General features: G+C 69.5%; 14 protein-coding genes. 5 read left to right on the forward strand and 9 right to left on the reverse strand.

What is annotated here, in order from left to right; all coding sequences use genetic code 11:
- Positions 1–2,919 (forward strand): efflux RND transporter permease subunit (locus ABTZ43_RS13750; protein ID WP_350539242.1); only part of this gene is annotated, 2,919 nt, incomplete at its 5' end.
- Between the two features lie 110 nt (positions 2,920–3,029).
- On the opposite strand, the gene ABTZ43_RS13755 is transcribed toward ABTZ43_RS13750, so the two are convergent.
- Positions 3,030–3,926 (reverse strand): aldose 1-epimerase family protein, encoded by an 897-nt coding sequence (locus ABTZ43_RS13755; RefSeq protein ID WP_350539243.1) that lies wholly within the window; start codon positions 3,924–3,926, stop codon positions 3,030–3,032.
- Between the two features lie 289 nt (positions 3,927–4,215).
- On the opposite strand from ABTZ43_RS13755, the gene ABTZ43_RS13760 reads away from it, so the two are divergent.
- Positions 4,216–6,504, forward strand: a complete 2,289-nt coding sequence (locus ABTZ43_RS13760; protein WP_253385364.1) for a DEAD/DEAH box helicase — start codon at positions 4,216–4,218, stop codon at positions 6,502–6,504.
- A gap of 182 nt (positions 6,505–6,686) precedes the next feature.
- Here the strand turns inward: ABTZ43_RS13760 and ABTZ43_RS13765 are convergent, their stop codons facing one another.
- The 3 genes from ABTZ43_RS13765 to ABTZ43_RS13775 all read right to left on the reverse strand — a co-directional run bounded on the left by ABTZ43_RS13765 (position 6,687) and on the right by ABTZ43_RS13775 (position 9,684).
- Positions 6,687–7,226, reverse strand: a complete 540-nt coding sequence (locus ABTZ43_RS13765) for a YaeQ family protein (protein ID WP_056413445.1) — start codon at positions 7,224–7,226, stop codon at positions 6,687–6,689.
- A gap of 40 nt (positions 7,227–7,266) precedes the next feature.
- Positions 7,267–7,482 carry a hypothetical protein gene (locus ABTZ43_RS13770; protein WP_350539244.1) on the reverse strand — a complete coding sequence of 72 codons (216 nt, stop codon included), beginning with the start codon at positions 7,480–7,482 and terminating at the stop codon, positions 7,267–7,269.
- A 108-nt stretch (positions 7,483–7,590) separates the two neighbouring features.
- Positions 7,591–9,684: an intein-containing Rv2578c family radical SAM protein gene (locus tag ABTZ43_RS13775; protein WP_350539245.1), complete on the reverse strand. Its 2,094-nt coding sequence runs from the start codon at positions 9,682–9,684 to the stop codon at positions 7,591–7,593.
- An 82-nt stretch (positions 9,685–9,766) separates the two neighbouring features.
- On the opposite strand from ABTZ43_RS13775, the gene ABTZ43_RS13780 reads away from it, so the two are divergent.
- Both ABTZ43_RS13780 and ABTZ43_RS13785 read left to right on the forward strand, forming a co-directional pair.
- A complete protein-coding gene (locus ABTZ43_RS13780; RefSeq protein WP_350539246.1) occupies positions 9,767–10,702 on the forward strand; it encodes a M15 family metallopeptidase in 936 nt (311 codons plus the stop codon).
- Between the two features lie 163 nt (positions 10,703–10,865).
- A complete protein-coding gene (locus ABTZ43_RS13785) occupies positions 10,866–12,029 on the forward strand; it encodes an acyl-CoA dehydrogenase family protein (protein WP_045252761.1) in 1,164 nt (387 codons plus the stop codon).
- A 125-nt stretch (positions 12,030–12,154) separates the two neighbouring features.
- On the opposite strand, the gene ABTZ43_RS13790 is transcribed toward ABTZ43_RS13785, so the two are convergent.
- The 5 genes from ABTZ43_RS13790 to ABTZ43_RS13810 all read right to left on the reverse strand — a co-directional run bounded on the left by ABTZ43_RS13790 (position 12,155) and on the right by ABTZ43_RS13810 (position 17,041).
- Positions 12,155–12,730 carry an ECF transporter S component gene (locus ABTZ43_RS13790; protein ID WP_350539247.1) on the reverse strand — a complete coding sequence of 192 codons (576 nt, stop codon included), beginning with the start codon at positions 12,728–12,730 and terminating at the stop codon, positions 12,155–12,157.
- Positions 12,731–12,867: 137 nt separating this feature from the next.
- Entirely contained in the window at positions 12,868–13,743 is an 876-nt protein-coding gene (locus ABTZ43_RS13795) for a siderophore-interacting protein (RefSeq protein WP_350539248.1), read from the reverse strand.
- An 11-nt stretch (positions 13,744–13,754) separates the two neighbouring features.
- Entirely contained in the window at positions 13,755–14,573 is an 819-nt protein-coding gene (locus ABTZ43_RS13800) for an energy-coupling factor transporter transmembrane component T (RefSeq protein WP_350539249.1), read from the reverse strand.
- Positions 14,570–16,333, reverse strand: a complete 1,764-nt coding sequence (locus tag ABTZ43_RS13805) for an ABC transporter ATP-binding protein (RefSeq protein ID WP_350539250.1) — start codon at positions 16,331–16,333, stop codon at positions 14,570–14,572. Before ABTZ43_RS13805 ends, ABTZ43_RS13800 begins: the two co-directional genes overlap by 4 nt.
- Positions 16,334–16,498: 165 nt before the next feature.
- Positions 16,499–17,041, reverse strand: a complete 543-nt coding sequence (locus tag ABTZ43_RS13810) for an ECF transporter S component (protein ID WP_149424002.1) — start codon at positions 17,039–17,041, stop codon at positions 16,499–16,501.
- 185 nt (positions 17,042–17,226) lie between these two features.
- On the opposite strand from ABTZ43_RS13810, the gene ABTZ43_RS13815 reads away from it, so the two are divergent.
- A partial coding sequence (locus tag ABTZ43_RS13815) for a carbon starvation CstA family protein (protein WP_350539251.1) occupies positions 17,227–18,114 on the forward strand: 888 nt, incomplete at its 3' end.

Raw genomic sequence — 18,114 nt, forward strand, 5'->3', positions numbered from 1 at the left:
TACGGCACCAACCTCGCGACAGCCGAGCAGAAGATCCAGCAGGCGATCAACCGCATCTCGGGTCAGTTGCCCGACGACCTCAGCCCGCAGGTCCTGACGGTGTCGATCGACGACTTCCCGGTGATCCAGGTCGCGGTCACCGGCTTCGACGACGCCGAGAACGCTCAGGCCGAACTTCAGAACATCGCGATCCCCGACCTCGAGGACGTCGACGGAGTCAACGCCGCCCAGATCATCGGCGGCGTCGGACAGCGCATCACGATCACCCCCGATCTCGCGAAGCTCGCCGCCGCAGGGCAGAGCACGCAGGCGATCAGCACGGCTCTGCAGCAGAACGGCACACTGTTCCCGGGTGGAGACATCACCGAGAACGGCCAGACGCTCACGGTGCAGACCGGTGCGAAGATCACCTCGGTGGAGGAGCTCGCAGCCCTTCCCCTGGTCGGCTCCGACCAGTCGATCGGCGATGTCGCCACCGTCGTGCAGGAGTCCGACCCGGTCTCCTCTATCTCTCGCGTCGACGGCAAGGACGCGCTCTCGATCTCGATCACCAAGCTGCCCGCCGCCAACACGGTCGATGTCTCGCAGGGCGTGATCGCCGCTCTGGACGAGATCGGCAAGACGTTCCCCGATGCCGACTTCACGATCATCTTCGATCAGGCGCCCTTCATCCAGCAATCGATCGAGACGCTGGCCGTCGAAGGACTCCTCGGTCTCGTTTTCGCCGTGCTGGTCATCCTGGTGTTCCTCTTCTCGATCCGCTCGACCCTCGTGACGGCGATCTCGATCCCGACGAGCGTGCTCATCACGTTCATCGGACTGCAGGCGTTCGGGTACTCGCTGAACGTCCTCACGCTCGGCGCCCTCACGATCGCGATCGGTCGCGTCGTCGACGACTCGATCGTCGTGATCGAGAACATCAAACGCCACTACGTCGGCGACGCCGACAAGGGAGACGCGATCCGCCTCGCGGTGCGCGAGGTCGCGATGGCGGTCACTGCCTCCACCATCACAACGGTCGCGGTGTTCCTGCCGATCGTGTTCGTCGGCGACGTGGTCGGAGAGCTCTTCCGTCCGTTCGCGGTCACCGTGTCGATCGCGATGGTCGCCTCGCTGCTCGTCTCGCTGACGATCGTCCCGGTGCTCGCCTACTGGTTCCTCCGCCCGGGCAAACCGCTGCTCGACGAGAACGGCGTGCAGATCGACCCGGAGCACCAGGATGCTCCTCCGACCCGACTCCAGCGCGGATACCGCCCGATCCTGGCGTGGACGCTCAAGCACTCCGGCATCACGGTGATCCTCGCCGTCATCGTGCTCGGTGCGACCGTCGCGGCGGCGCCGCTGATGAAGATCAACTTCCTCAGCGACTCCGGTCAGAACACGATGACCGTCACGCAGGACCTCGGACCCACGGCGAGCCTGGAGACCAAGTCCCAGGCGGCCATCGCCGTCGAGGACGCGCTGCTGGACATCAAGGGCGTCACCCACGTGCAGGCATCGATCGGATCGAGCGGCTCGGCGCTGCGCGACGCCTTCTCGGGCGGCGCCGGCGTGACCTACTCGGTGCTCACCGACGGCGACGCCGACCAGGAGAAGCTGCGCGCGTCGGTGCAGAGCGCGATCGAGGACCTCACCGACGTCGGCGAGGTGTCGGTCGCGGCATCGGCCGGACTCGGCTCCAGCGACATCGAGATCACGGTCTCGGCATCCGGCTCCGACGACCTTCAGACCGCGACGACGGCCGTCATCGACGAGCTGAAGGACCGTGACGGCATCGGCCAGATCACCGACAACCTCGCCGCCGCTCTGCCGTACCTCGCCGTGGTCGTCGACCGCGACGCGGCCGCCCAGCGCGGTCTGTCCGAGGTCGCCGTCGGAGCGATCGTGTCGAACACGATGCGCCCCGAGCAGCTCGGCTCGATCGAGATCGACGACACCGCGCTGACCGTCTACCTGGCGTCGTCCGAGCCGCCCACCACGGCGCAGGCGCTGCGCGAGCTCGCGATCCCGACGGCACTCGGCGTCGTGCAGCTGCAGGACATCGCCTCCGTCGAGGAGCGCAACGGGCCGACGTCGATCACCACCGAGCAGGGACGCCGCACCGCGACGATCACCGTGCCCCCGGCATCCGACAACCTCGCCACCGCCACCGCCTCGGTGACCGCGGCGCTCGCTGCGGTCGACCTGCCCGACGGCGCCTCCGCCGAGGTCGGCGGTGTCGCCTCGCAGCAGGCCGACTCGTTCTCGCAGCTGGGTCTGGCGATGCTGGCGGCGATCCTCATCGTCTACGTGGTGATGGTGGCGACGTTCAAGTCGCTGCGCCAGCCGCTGCTGCTGCTGGTGTCGGTGCCGTTCGCGGCGACCGGTGCGATCCTGCTGCAGATCGTCACGGGCGTGCCGCTCGGCGTCGCCTCGCTGATCGGTGTCCTGATGCTCATCGGCATCGTGGTGACGAACGCGATCGTCCTCATCGACCTGGTGAACCAGTACCGGGAGAAGGGTCTGTCGACGATCGATGCCGTCAAGGCGGGTGGCGAGAAGCGTCTGCGGCCGATCCTGATGACGGCCCTCGCGACCATCTTCGCGCTCACCCCGATGGCGCTCGGCATCACCGGACACGGCGGATTCATCTCGCAGCCGCTCGCGATCGTCGTGATCGGCGGACTCATCTCCTCGACCGTGCTGACGCTGATCGTGCTGCCGACCCTCTACAACCTCGTCGAGGGTGCGAAGGAGCGGCGTCGTGCCCGCAGGGCGGGATCGGGCGACGACGGCTCAGCGTCGGCCGACCGCGAGCCGTCCGACGGCCCTGTACCTGCCGGCGATGTGGCACTGGCCGGTGCCGGTGCCGGTGCCGGCGCGGGTCTGCCGCAGGCCCCGCAGCTGACCCGTCGGGAGCTTCGCGAGCGCGGCGAGTGATCGCCGCCCCGTCTGCGATTCAGCACGGCTGAGCCCGATGCCCGCCCGGAATCGATTCCCGGGCGGGCATCGGCGTATCGGCGCTGAATCGTGCCCGCGGCGCCGGGGAGTCAGTCGAGCGTGATGCCCCACTCGAGCGTCCAGGTCTCGCCGGGATCGAGGTGGCGGATGCCGGCGCCGCTGTTCAGCGCGTCCGCGGGGGCCGTCATCGGCTCGATCGCGACCGCCAGCGGCTGTCCGGGGTACTTGTCGGTCGTGAACGCCTGCACGAAGTCGAAGCCGGCACCCTGCCAGACCGTGAGGCGGCGACCGTCCGGCGCGGTGAGCGAGTGCCGGACGAGTCCGTCGGGGTCGCGATCGAGATCGGCGAACCCGGTGTCGAGGCTCGTGTCGCCCAGGCGGATGCCGTCGCGCAGCGCCGCGTCGACCGGGCGCGATCCGGTGGGCAGCATCCGCTCGTCCGTGTCGAATGCCGTCTGCGCCGGCACGCGCAGCACGAGATCCTGCGTGTCCACATCGCCGATCATGAAGAAGGGATGCGTGCCGAGGGCGACCGGTGCCGCAGTGGCCGACCGGTTCGTGAGGGCGTGCGTGACGTCGATGCCGTCGGCCCGCAGCACATAGGTCACGCTCGTCTCGACGAGATACGGGTAACCGGTCTGCGGCACGATCGTCGCGGTCAGCGTCGCCGCTGATGCGGTCTCGGAGATGTCGTAGGAGGTGAAGCGCAGCAGTCCGTGGCTGGCGTTCCGGAACTTCGGCTCGGTGATCGCGAGCTGCCGCTCCGTGCCGCGGTCATCCCACCGTCCGTCGCGCACCCGGTTCGGCCAGGGGGCGAGCACGACCCCCGAACAGGAGGGTGTCGGAGCGTCGAGCGGATACGGGGGGATCAGATCGACCGCGCCGATGCGGAGGGCGCGGAGCGACGCGCCGACCTGAGCGATCTGGGCGCTGACGTCGCCGAGCTGGAGGTGCACCTGGATGCCGGTGGGGGAAGCGGAGTTCACCTCGCCATCGTATGGCTCGCCGCGAGCCGGACTTGGCACTCTTTCAGGCGTGCCCGCTACACTTGTGCGGTCGGCTTCGGACACCCGCGCATGGCGCGGACGTTTTTGTGTAAGAAGTGTGAGTCCAGGGGCCGATGGTGAGCGTCGATCGACGTAAATCAACCATCACATGAATGGCCCCGGCCGCTGACAGTCCGGAACCCCGAGCTCGATCACTTTGGATCAGGCACAGGGTGCTCGCGCGTGTGCGCAGCGCTGTTCTCGTGCGAGAACTCAGAAGGACACATCCATGCCCAAGAACAAGAAGCCCCGCGGCGGACGCCCCGCCGCCAACTTCGAGCCGCGCTACGGCGCGAACAAGACCTCGTTCCACGACCGCCACACCGGCGGCCGTGACGCCGGGCGTCCCGAGCGCGGCGGACGAGCGGATGCCGGCGAGCGCCGCAGCGCTCCCGCCGCAGGCGGCTACGACCGTCGCCCCGGCAGCCGCAGCGTCGGACACCGCGGATACCGCGCGGCCGAGGCCGAGACCGGTGCCCCCAAGCAGCGCTGGAGCGCGCAAGAGCGTGCGGGTCGCGACGAGGCTCGCGGCATCCGCAACCGCGCCGAGTCCGGCCGCCGCGAGGCGCCGCATCACCGCGGCGACGAGCGCACCGAGCGTCCCCGCTTCAGCGACCGCGCCTCGACCGGTGCGCGTCGATTCGACGACCGCCCGACCCGCGCCGGCGGACGCGACGAGCGTCCTCGTTTCGATCGCGACGACCGCCCGCGTCGTGACGACCGTGGCGGCCAGCGCCCCACCGGTCCCGGCACCTACCGCGACGAGCGCGGCGGCCAGCGCGACGAGCGTCCGCGTCGCGACGACCGCGGTGCCGGCACGCAGCGCCAGGGCTTCCGCGACAACGACCACCGCGATGGCGGCCGTCCCGTTCGCGACGACCGTCGCGGCCAGCGTCCGACCGGTCCCGGAAGCTACCGTGACGAGCGCGGCGGCCGTGACGACCGCGGCGGTCAGCGCTTCGGTCGCGACGAGCGTCCGCGTCGTGACGACCGCGGTTCCGGTGCGCCGAGCCGCGGCGCGGAGCGCCCGGAGCGCTCCTACGATGCAGACCGTGCCCGCCGCGCCTTCGATCGCGACCGCACGCAGCGGTCGTTCGAGGGCGGCCGCGACGAGCGTTCGCGTCCGTCGACCGGTGGCGCGTACCGCACCGACCGTGTGCGCCCGCTGACCTCCGACACCCGCGGGCGTCCGAGCCGCAACGAGCGTCCGAGCCGCAACGACTGGAACGCGACCCCCGCCGCCGCGCCGAGCAAGAAGTTCGAGCAGGGCGATGACGTCGTGCACGAGCGCCTCGAGGCGAAGTCGGTTGCAGCCGTCGAGGTCGATGGTGTGACCTTCGGCGATCTCGGGCTCGGCTCCAACATCGTCGACACCCTCGTCGGCATGGGAGCGGCCACGCCGTTCCCGATCCAGGCGGCCAGCATCCCGGCCGTGCTCGCGGGCCGCGACGTGCTCGCCCGTGGCCGTACCGGCTCGGGCAAGACCATCGCCTTCGGCGCACCGCTGGTCGAGCGCGTCCTGCAGTCGCAGGCCGGCAAGCGCCGTGAGTTCGGACGGTCGCCGCGCGCGATCATCCTCGCGCCGACCCGCGAGCTCGCGCTGCAGATCGACCGCACGATCCAGCCGATCGCGCGCAGCGTGGGTCTGTTCACCACCCAGATCTACGGTGGCGTGCCCCAGGGACGTCAGGTGGGCGCGCTGAAGAAGGGCGTCGACATCGTCATCGGCACGCCCGGTCGCGTCGAGGACCTCATCAACCAGGGCAAGCTCGATCTCTCCGACTGCCGCATCGCGGTGCTCGACGAGGCCGACCACATGTGCGAGCTCGGATTCGTCGAGCCCGTGCAGCGCATCCTGCGGCACACCGCCGACGGCAGCCAGAAGCTGCTGTTCTCGGCCACGCTCGACCGCGAGGTCGCGGCGCTGGTCGACGAGTTCCTCGTCGATCCTGCCGTCTACGAGGTCGCCGGTGAAGACCAGGACTCGAGCACCATCGAGCACCGCGTGCTCGTCATCGAGCACCGCGACAAGGCCGACATCCTCACCTCGCTCGTCGACCGCGACGGCAAGACACTCGTCTTCGCCCGTACCCGCGCCTACGCCGACATGCTCGCGGAGCAGTTCGACGATGCCGGCATCCCGGCCGTCTCGCTGCACGGCGACCTGAACCAGGCCAAGCGCACGCGCAACCTCGAGCGTCTGACCTCGGGCCGCGTGAACGTGCTCGTCGCGACGGACGTCGCCGCCCGCGGCATCCACGTCGACGACATCGACCTGGTCGTCCAGGCCGATGCTCCCGACGAGTACAAGACGTACCTGCACCGCTCCGGCCGTACCGGTCGCGCCGGTCGCTCGGGACGTGTGGTCACGCTGATCACGCGCCAGCGTCAGCGCCGGATGACGGAGCTGCTGGAGCGCGCCGAGATCGAGGCGCCGTTCGAGAACGCGCGCCTGAACGATGACCTGATCGAGGAGATCGCCGGTCGCGTGCCGACCGCGGCAGACCTCACGGCCTGAGCGCTCGAAGGCCCCGTCTCCGCATCTGCGGGGACGGGGCCTTCGTCGTGCCGTGCGCGGTCTCTCCGGGAGGAGATCCACGCGTCGGGAGGAGGATTTCAGGCGGCGAGTCCTCCCGACAGGCAGTTCTCCTCCCGACGCGGTACACGGCGCGGCACCGGCGCAGGGAGGAAGAGCCCGCGTCAGCCGAGTCGGTGCTCGTGGATCGCGGTGGTCAACGTCGTGCCGTTGAGGTCGAGGTAGAGCACCTGCTCGGTGACGGTGAGGGTCATCGTGTTGCGGCGCTCGAGGAGGGGCGCGGCCGAATCGACGAAGCCGGGGTCGAAGCTGAAGACGCGGAGGTCTTCGGAACGGTGGATGCGCTTGTCGGCCCACGGCGCCATGACCTTCGCCGGGTCGCGATGCGTGTACACGACCGTGCGCTCGGCGAGCCGGGAGCCGTAGTGCAGGCGTTCGGCATCCGGCGCTCCGACCTCGATCCATGCGGTGGTGCTGCCGGTGAGGTCGCGCACGAGCACGGCCGGCTCGTCGGTCTGCGAGATGCCGCCGCCGAAGGTGATGCCCTCGGTGAATTCGAGTCCGTACGCCAGTACGCGCGTCAGCATGTAGGCGTCGGTCTCTGACGGATGCCGGGCGACACGCAGCGAGTAGTCGTCGTAGACCCCACGATCCATGTCGGCCAGCTGGACGTCGAACGTGTGCATCGTGGAGCCGGTAGCCATAACGACCGAGCCTACGCGCCCTGGACGCGCTCTCCGGACCTCACCCGATCGCTCGACCGGCAGCGTCCTCGCGCGAGGGCGCCTGCGCCTTCCCCCGATCGCCGAGAAGCACGATCCCGATCAGGACGAAGGAGGCACCGAGGGTGGCCGCCCCCACCATCGCGAGCGTCGAGCCGCCGCCGAGCGGCATCAGTGTGCCGTAGACGGTCGCGGCGAGACCGGCGAGGAACAGCAGGGCGACGTATCCGCGGAACATGCAGCCCAACCTAGCGGGATGCTCGGCGCACACGCCCGGAGGGCCCGGAGAGTCCGCCGGAACGCCGGAATCCCCGGGAACCCCGGAACCGCGGCGCGTCGGTGCACGTCAGAACAGCATCGGCTGCGCGGGCGCGGCAGGCGCCGCGACAGCGGGTGCCGGGCGTCCGTGCGGGGCAGACGAGCGGATGCCGCGCACCGGATAGTCGTCTTCGTGTTCGGCGTCGAGACCGTGCATCCGGATCAGCGGGCGCACTCGTTTGGCCAGCCACTGCCGATAGCCCTTCGGTGCTTCGGCGGAGACCCCCGGATACAGTCCGCGGTACGACGAGACGAGATCCGGGCGGTACTCGCCCAGCCACTGCATGAACCACGGCTTCACGCCTGCGCGAAGATGCAGCGCGCCGTAGACGACGCGACTCGCGCCCGCCTCCTTGATGCGGCGCAACGCCGTGTCGAGCGCCTCCACCGAATCGGTCAGGTGGGGCATGATCGGCATCAGGAAGACCGTGACCCGGAACCCCGCGTCGCGCAGAGCCCGCACCGTATCGATCCGCGCCTGCGTCGTCGGCGTGCCCGGCTCGATGGCCTTCTGCAGCTCGTCGTCGTACATCGCGATCGACATCTGGATGTCGACGGGCACGCGCTGCGCGGCCGTGACAAGCAGAGGGATGTCGCGACGGATCAGCGTGCCCTTCGTGAGGATCGACATCGGTGTTCCCGACGCGGCCAGCGCGTCGATGATCCCCGGCATCAGTCGGTAGCGACCCTCGGCTCGTTGATACGGGTCGGTGTTGGTGCCCAGGGCGACGGTCTCGTGCTGCCAGCTGCCCTTGCGCAGCTCCTTCTGCAGGACCTCGACCACGTTGGTCTTGACCACGATCTGCGAGTCGAAGTCCGCCCCGCCGTCGAGGTCGAGGTACTCGTGCGTCCCTCGCGCGAAACAGTTGTGGCTGATGACCCCGTTGGCGATGAAGTCTCCCGTGCCGGTCGTGATGTCGAGAAGGTCCTGCTCTCCCTCAAGCGGCGTGATGTCGATAACCGTCAGATCTGCGACGCTCTTCACAGCGGTCCCCTCGAGGGAGAGTTTGCGGGTGATCGTCGGCGAGCAGATCGCGAAGAACCGCTGGCGGCTGGGAAGTCCTCCGATGACGCGGACCGTCACGACGCCGTTCGGGCGCTCCGTTTCGACGATGTGAGGAATGCGGAACGCGCTCAAGCCCTGCTCGATACGGGCGATGATGTCTGCGTCCTTGTTCGAGATCCGCAGGATGCCGCGAGAGCAGCTTCCTTCCGCATCGAAGATCCCGGCGAGGAAGCCCGCGTGCCAGTCAGCAGTGGGAGAGCCGGGGGTCGTGATGAGCGACCTGATCGTCTCGACGTGCCGCTTGGCTGCAGAATGGATCGCGTCTGCGGCGCTGCGGGTCTCGCTGGCCCGCGTGAATGGTCTCGTTCTCGTCGGGACGCCTTCCTCATCGAGAAATCGTCGAGTTCTGTCGAGAGCCTCCGGGTCGATCAGCGCAAGGCGGAAACTATGGATCTCTCGGACTCTCGTCGCGCTCGGATAGGTGCCGTGGAAGATCATGCCGTCGCCGCGGATCATCCCCGAAAGGTAGCCGCGACGGTAGTCGATCGACGAGAGGTCGACCGAGGCGCCTGCTGCTCCGATTCCGAATCCGACGAGTCGATTGTTCATCGTGAGATGTGGACGCTGCCCGGAATCCGCATCCGTCACATATTTCCAGCCGCGATCCGTGAGGAAGCGATGGTCTCCGCTCGCAACGATCTCGGTTCCATCGGCGAGGGTGATTCTGTGCGCCTGCTTTCTTGTCATCCACTTCGCCTGGATCGTGGTGCGAACGTAGCGGCGATAGTGGCCTTGCCGCTCGGTGCCGATGATCTCGTCGCCGATCTCCAGGGCGCGCAGAGGCCGCTGGCGACCATCGCCGCACAGGATGAGAGTGTCCGGTGATAGACAGTAGACGCAGGCATGGCTGCATCCCCGGTACGGGTTGATCGTCCAGGCGAACGGCATGCGCGATGCGCCGGGGACGTGGTTGAGCGCGGACTTCGACAGCACCTCGTGGAAGGTCATCCCTGCGAAGTCGGGCGTGGTCACGGTGCGCAGCACGCTCGACCGGTCTTCGAGACCCGGGAGTGCCCCGGAGTCGACGTCGCCGACCTTCTGACCTTGCCACCTCATGCAGACAGTCGAACATAAGAACGACTGTCACGTCAACCCGGCTGAGACATATGTTCGAGGCGAGTTAAGCGACAATGGAGGCATGCATCTTCTGCCGCAGCCTCAGCATGCGGCGACCCGGTCCCCGGCCCGAGGGCCTGCGCTTCCGGTCGGACTCGCGGTGACCGCCATCGGCATCCTGCTCTCGATCGCCTCGGCGCCGATCGCGACCTCCGCGTCGGACGATCCGGGGATGCCCGAGCCGAGCGTGGTGCAGGAGGTGCCGGCCGTGGAGGTCGGCGCGACCACCGCGGCCGACCCGTGCGCCGAGCCGAGCGTGCTCGAGGCGATCTCGGTCGCCGACGACGCGGCGATCATCGCCGGGTTCGGTGGCGGGGAGGGCTTCCGGGCGGCCGTGATCGCGGGGAACGCGCCGTGCATCGCGCTCGACGACCCGGCGCACGTGTGGGTCGTGGTCAACAAGGCTCGTCCGCTGACCCCCCTCGATTTCGCGCCGTCGCCTCTCGCCGACATCCCGGTGCAGATGACGACGCGTTCGGGCCAGGCTCGCGCCGATGTCGCCGCCGCGGTGGGCGAGATGGCCGTGGCGGCCGACTCCGAGGGTGCGGGGCGCATCGGAGCAAACAACGGCTACCGGTCGTACGACCTGCAGGTCGCGACCCATGCCTCGCATGTGCGCACCGACGGCCAGGCCGGTGCCGATGCCTCGTCGGCACGGGCGGGCCACAGCGAACATCAGACCGGGCTCGCGATCGACCTCGTGGCGTGCGAGTCGTCGTGCGGTGCGATCGAGTCGTTCGGTGCGACCGCGCAGGGCGACTGGATCGCGGCGAACGCCTGGGAGTACGGCTTCGTCGTGCGCTACGAGCAGGTCGGCTCGGGGATCACCGGATACAAGCCGGAGCCCTGGCACCTCCGCTACGTCGGTCGGGAGCTCGCCGCGGCCTACCACCAGGGCGGCTATCACACGCTCGAGGAGTTCTTCGGGCTTCCCGCAGCCCCCGATTACCTGCACTGATCGCCCGCGGATGCCGGTCTCGACGACCTCGTTGCGGCATCCGACAATCGCGGTACCCAGTGTCACCGATTGTGGGATGCATTCTCACAACGTGCTGTCGTGGTGTCGGTGAACCGGCATAGACTCGCCGGAGCAAAGACGCACGAACGTTCAGGAGGACGCCATGGAACGCGACATCTACGAAGAGGATCACGAGGCATTCCGCGACCTCGTCAAGGATTTCGTCAAGCGCCACGTCACGCACGAGACGATCGAGAAGTGGGACGCCGACGGCGAGGTCGACCGCGCGACCATGCTCGCCGCCGGAGAGGCCGGGATCATCGGGCTCTCCGTACCCGAGGAGTTCGGTGGCGCCGGGATGCTGCAGGACTTCCGCTTCCGCGCAGTCGTGAACGAAGAGGTCATCGCCGCCGGCGCGGGCTCGCTCGCGGGTGCCTTCGGCATCCAGGACGACCTCGCCGTGCCGTACCTCGTGCACATGGGCACGCAGGAGCAGAAGGCGAAGTGGCTGCCCCGCATGGCCACCGGCGAGGTGATCGGCGCGCTCGCGATGACCGAGCCCGGCGCCGGGTCGGACCTGCGCGGCATCAAGACGACGGCGAAGAAGACCGACGGCGGGTACATCGTCAACGGTGCGAAGACCTTCATCTCGTCGGGTGCCACCGCCGATCTCGTCGTCACGTTCGTGAAGACCGGTGAGGGCAACCGTCCCGATGCGTTCAGCCTGGTGCTGCTCGAAGACGGGATGGAGGGGTTCGAGCACGGCAAGAAGCTCCACAAGATGGGCTTCCAGGGGCATGACACCGCCGAACTCTCCTTCAGTGACGTCTTCGTCCCCGACGAGAACCTCATCGGCGGCGTCGAGGGCAAGGGCTTCGTGCAGCTGATGATGAACCTGCCGCTGGAGCGCCTGTCGATCGGTGTCGCCGGTGCCGCAGCCGCGCAGGCCGCACTCGACTGGACCGTCGCCTACACGAAGGACCGCGAGGCGTTCGGCGAGCGGATCATCGACTTCCAGAACACCCGTTTCAAGATCGCGGACATGGCGACGACGGTCGACGCGCTCTGGGCATACGTCGACCGTGCGCTGCTGGCCTATTCGCAGGGCAAGCTCTCGGCCGAAGAGGCCGCGAAGGTGAAGTTCTGGGCGACCGAGCGCGAGTGGGAGGTGCTCGACACCGGCGTGCAGCTGCACGGTGGCTACGGCTACATCACCGAGTACCCGATCGCGCGCGCCTTCCTCGACGCCCGCGTGCACCGCATCTACGGCGGCACGAACGAGATCATGCGCGAGATCGTCGGTCGTCAGATCGCCGGCAAGCGCTGACGCGGATCGACGGAAGAAGGGCCCCGGATGCCGGCATCCGGGGCCCTTCTGCGTCTGTCGGGCGGCAGACCGAGTGAGACGGGTCTGTTCCCGGCCACGGGCGATCAGGGGCCGGCCAGGGGTGGTCAGTGCGGCAGGCGCCCGCCGACACCCGCGCGGCGCAGCCGGTCGGCGATCAGGATGCCGAGTGCCGTGCCCCCGAGACAGCTCGCGAGCGTGATCGCGAAGAACGTGATCTGCAGGCCGAGGTCGAACGTCCCCAGGTTGAACGACGTCCAGGCGAGGACCGGGTAGACGATGCCGACGATCGCCGCGCCGAGGTAGTGCAACCAGGTTCCCCAGTAGCGCCAGAGCACGAACAGGAACGGGAGTTCGGTGAACGCCGCCCACCAGAGGTTCGTGGCCACGCTGCTGAATCCGTATCCGGAGAACGGCACGATGACGAGTCCGGCGAGGAGCCCCACCAACAGGCCCACCGCGGGACGTCGCAGAAGACGCAGGGCGATCACCGACGGCAGGAGCCACAGCCCGGCCAGCGCGACGCTGGCGAAGGGGACGCCGAGGAACAGCACCGTCGAGATCCAGTTCGCGGGTGCGAGCAGGACGCCGCCGGCCACTCCGAGCGCCGCGCAGGTGAGCAGAATGGCGGTCGGCAGACGGAAACGCGAGCGGCCGACGCCGCTGCGGGGTCGATTCTGCACCGCGGAGGGCGATCCGGGGTGCGTTTCTGACCCCGCACCGGCGGTCGGGTGCGTTTCCGGCCCCGCACCGGCGGTCGGCGACCCCGCACCGGCCGACGCATCTGCGTAGGGGTTCGGGCGCGCGTCATCCGCCCCGCTCATGCGCGGGGCTCCGCCGACGCGTCCCGCGCGGCCTTCGACGCGGGCGAGCCCGTGCTGATCTTCCAGTAGCCGCAGAAGCTCACGCTGTTCTTGTCGACCCCGCGTTCGCCGACGAGATGCTTGCGGGCTCCCGAGGCGAGAGACTGCTCGCCCGCGGCGTAGGCGTGGAACGGAGCCTCGGGCAGCTCCAGATCGCTCAACCGGCCGAGGGCGAACGTGCCGGGTGCGAACTCGTGCGGACGCACGAGCCAGACGATGGCGACTCCCTGCGGATGCGGGAACGTGAGGGCATCCTCCTCGGAGGGGACCTCGATGAGGGCGGTACCCGTGGCATCGTCCGGCAGCGAGGCGCAGATCGAGGCGATGGCGGGGAGAGCCGTCTCGTCGCCCACCAGCACCACGCGCTCGGTTCCGCGCTGCGGGTTGAACGTGATCCCCTCGTCGAGGATCAGCACGGGTTCGCCTGTCTCGCAGGTCTCGGCCCACCGCGACGCGGGTCCGGCCGTGCCGTCCTCGGCCGATCCGTGCAGCACGAAGTCGACATCGATCTCGGCGCCTGCACCCTCCGAGGCGGGACGGTACGCGCGCACGCTGTAGTTGCGCATGACCGGGCGCTCGCCGCTGGGGATGCGCAGGAACCTGAGATACCCGAGCAGGCTGTTCGCCTTGGCGGGCACGCGATCGAGCCCGGCCTCGCCCCCGATCGGCAGGAACAGTCGGAACCACTGATCGAAGCCCATGGGCCGGAACTTCTCGATCTCGCCGCCGCCGAGAGTCACCCGCATCCAGTGCGGCGAGAGGCGTTCGGTGCGCAGCACCTCGAGGTGGAGGAGCTCGGACGAGTCGGGCTTGACCAGTTTGCTGAACGCCATGCGCGTACCTTTCAGGGAAGCTGCCAGGGGAAGAAGATCACGAGGATCGCGGCGGATGCGGCGAGGCAGCATCCGATGAAGACGGTGTCGCGCACGCGGAACGGCACGAGGTGGCGCTCGGTGCGCGAGGCGTGCGCGCCGAAGGCGCGGGAGTCCATGGCCAGCGCGACGCGTTCCGCGTGCCGGATCGCCCCCGCCAGCAGCGGCACGATGTACCCCCACCCCCGGGCCATGCGCGCGAACGGTCCGCTGCCGCCGTGATGGCCGCGGACGCGGTGCGCGGCGCGGATCACCGACAGCTCGTGCCCGAAGCGCGGAACGAAGCGGAACGCGGCGAGCGCCGTGTATCCGATCCGATACGGCACCCGCAGCTGCTGCACGCTCGCCCGCACGAGATCGGGACCCGTGGTGGTGAGTCCTCCGATCAGCGCCAGCGCGATGATCGAGCCGAGGCGCAGGGCGGTGGCGGCGCCGATCGCGAGAGCGCCCTCGAACAGCGTCCAGTCGCCGATCCGAGCGACCGCGGGGGTGTGGGCGACGAGAGCAGGGTCCACCCACAGGGAGAAGCCGAGGGCGATCGCGACCATCCCGACCGGCAGGGCGAGGAAGAGCAGGGCCGCACTGCGTGCGGTGAGTCGCGCTCCGACGACGATCAGGATCAGCGAGAGCAGCAGAAAGGCCGCCGGTGTCGCGAGATCGCGCACGAAGATCAGCACCACCATCGCGGGCGCGACTCCGGCGACCTTCGCGAGCGGGTTCAGCGCGTGGAGGAAGCGGCGGGGCGAGGTCTCGGCCACCGCGGCATACGGGTCGAACGTCTGCACGCTCATGCGAGCGCCTGCCCTGCCGCGGCGAGCACGCGCTGGAGGGCCGGGAGGCGGAGCCCGGCGTCGACGAACGGCCGCTCGTCGCGGAAGAGATCCGTGGTGCGGCCGGCGGCGTGCACGCGTCCGTCGGCGAGGATCACGGTGTGCGAGGCGTGCGCGGCGACGAGCGCGAGATCGTGCGTGACGATGAGGATCGTGGTGCCCTCGTCGCGCAGATCGTGCAGCAGCGCGAGGAGTTCGGTTGCGCGTGCGCGGTCCTGCCCGAAGGTCGGCTCGTCGAGGGCGAGCACCCGCGGGCGCGTGATGAGCGCGGTGCCGACCGACAGACGACGCTTCTCCCCTCCCGAGAGCAGGAAGGGGTGCACGTGCGCCTTGGCTTCGAGGCCGAACCGCTCGAGCATGGCGTCGACGCGCACGGTGACCTCGGCATCCGGGGTGCGCCGCAGCCGAAGGCCGTGCGCGAGCTCGTCGAAGACGGTGTGTGCGATGAACTGGTGCTCGGGGTTCTGGAAGACGAAGCCGATGCGGTTCGCGAGCTCCCGGGGCGACGCGGACCCCGGGTCCATCCCGTCGACCGAGACCTGCCGTCGCGGCGGAGGCACGACTCCGGCGAGCGCCTGCAGCAGCGTGGTCTTGCCCGCTCCGTTCGCCCCGACGATCGCGGTCAGAGTGCCGGGGGCGATGTCGAGGTCGAGGCCGTGCAGGATCTCGGTGCGGTGGCGGCGGACGGTCAATCCCCGGGCGCGGATGATCGGGGACGGCGACCCGCTGACGGCATCCGACTCGTCGATCGAGGGGGCGATCGGGCCCCACGCCCGTGCGGCCTGCAGGATCGAGGCACGGATGTCGGGTCGATCCACCGGCTGCGGTCCGGCATCCGTGCCGTGGTCCTGCAGGCGGACGGAGGGCCGGTCCGCCAGCGCCGACGCGAGCTCCGCGGGCGTGAGCGGAAGCTCTGCGAAGTGCGCGCCGGCGTCGCGCATCCGCAGCGCCGCCAGCGTGGCCGCGGGGAGCCACACCCCCATCGCGACGAGCTCGTCGGCGTGCCTGCGGATGACCTCGTCGGCTGGACCGTCGAACGCGACGCGGCCCGCGGCATCGAGCACGATCGTGCGGGTCACGAACCCCATCGCCGCGTCGAGGTTGTGCTCGACGAGAAGGATCGCCCTGTCTCCGGCGGCGATCACGTCGGTCAGCGCGGCGTACACGTCGTCGATGCCCTGGGGGTCGAGGTTGGCGGTCGGCTCGTCGAGCACGATCAGCGGGGATCCCATCGCCAGAGCGCAGGCGATCGCGAGGCGCTGGCGGCCGCCGCCCGAGAGGCGGTCGGGGTTCTCGTCTCGACGCTCCCAGAGGCCGACGCGTCGCAGGGCGTCCTCGGTCCGGCGATGCACCTCGTCGAGGGGGAGCCGCAGGTTCTCGGGGCCGAACGCGACCTCGTCGTAGCCCGTGCCGGTGACGATCTGCGCATCCGGATCCTGGAGCACCATCGCGACGCGCGTGCTCAGCGAGGCGGTGGGAGCGTCGGCGGTGTCGAGTCCGCCGGCCACGACCACCCCCGACATGGTCGCGGGGACGGCGTGCGGGATGAGCCCGTTGAGGGCGAGCGTCAGTGTGGACTTGCCCGAGCCCGACGGGCCGAGCAGCAGCACGACCTCGCCGCGGTGGATGTCGAAGGAGACGTCTGCGGGGGAGGGGTGCGCGGCATCCGCGTGCGTGAGGGAGAGGTCACGCACGCTCAGCAGGGGCGCAGAGGAGCGCACGGCATCACCCCGGTTCAGCGGATCGGTTCGGCTATAACTTAGCTGAGCCTAACCTGATTCGCGTCGCGGGTGAAGCGTCGGCAGCGGCGCGAGGACAGCGCCCGCACCCTGCGTCCGCACCTGTCGCCAGGGCATGCCGCCCGCGCGGGCGGCCTGGATGCAGGATCAGCGCCGGGAGACGCCCGCGCGGCTCAGTGCCGTGCCGATCGCGAGTCCGACGGCGGTCCAGGCGATCGGTCCGAGCACCGAGATCACCAGGTAGGCGATCTGCGCCCAGAGCGGCATCACGGCGAGGTGCGCCGCGAAGAACACGACGACCGCGACGATCACACCGATCACACCGGCCGACAGGAAGAAGCGCCACGCGCCCCAGGAGCGGTAGCGGGTGAGCGCGGCGATGCCCTCCTGGATCGCGCCGAAGAGCAGGGCGGTGCCGATGAAGCGCAGTGTCCACGCCGGGTTGAACGCGCTCGAGATGAGAGCCGCGATCACGTGCGTGACGAGCGCCACGAACGGACGCCGCAGCACCTCCTGTGCGATGATCCCGGGCAGGACGTGCGACCCGAGCACCAGACCGTACAGGAACGCCGGCCCCGCGAGGACGGGGAGCGTGATCCAGCCGGCGACACCTCCGAGAATGCCCGTCGCGACACCGATCGCGGCGCAGACGAGCAGCACGCGAGTCGTCAGGACGGGGGAGGATGCCACCCCTCCAGCCTACTTGCGGGTCGAGGAGGCAGCGGCGGCCGGCGCCGGGAAAAACCGCCGCCGCGGCATCCGTTCGTCGCGTCGTCCGTGCCGTTCGTCGCATGTCCTGCGTCTCGGGCGGGTGGAGCGCCCGGATGCTTCCTAGCGTGGGGGAACGCAAAGACGCGCACCACGAGGAGACCCCCATGACTGCATCTTCGTCGCATCGCCGCGGCGGGACCGGCCGCGATCGCGCCGGACGCCACGGCGACACCGCGATCACCACCGATCCCTCCCTGCCCCCGGTCGCACTGACCGACGAGCACCACGAGAAGGCCGGCCGCTGGACCTGGCCCAAGATCGTCCTCTGGTCGGCGATCGCCCTGCTCGGGGCGGTCGCCTGGACGATGCTCGCGATCGTGCGCGGCGAGACCGTGAACGCGATCTGGTTCGTGTTCGCCGCCGTCTGCACGTACCTGATCGGCTATCGGTTCTACTCCAAGGTGATCGAGAAGTACATCACCCGACCCGACGACCGGCGGGCGACCCCCGCCGAGGTCAGGCAGGACGGCAAGGACTACGTCCCCACCGACCGCCGCGTGCTGTACGGGCACCACTTCGCCGCGATCGCCGGTGCCGGACCGCTCGTCGGCCCGGTGCTCGCCGCGCAGATGGGCTACCTCCCCGGCACCATCTGGATCATCGTCGGCGTCGTGCTCGCGGGTGCCGTGCAGGACTACACCGTGCTGTTCTTCTCGATGCGTCGCGGCGGCCGCACGATCGGTCAGATGGCGAGGCAGGAGCTCGGCAGGATCGGCGGGACCGCCGCGATCGTCGCCTCGCTGCTGATCATGCTCATCATCGTCGCGATCCTCGCCCTCGTCGTCGTGAACGCGCTCGGCGAGAGCCCCTGGGGCGTGTTCTCGGTGGCGATGACCATCCCGATCGCGATCTTCATGGGCATCTACCTGCGCTACCTGCGTCCGGGCAAGGTCACCGAGGTCTCCCTCATCGGCTTCGCGCTGCTGATGGCGGCCATCATCGGCGGCGGCTGGGTCGCCGGCACCGAGTGGGGTCAGGCGATCTTCCACCTC

The organism is Microbacterium sp. NPDC097977 (assembly GCF_040302605.1).
Taxonomy (GTDB): Bacteria; Actinomycetota; Actinomycetes; order Actinomycetales; family Microbacteriaceae; genus Microbacterium.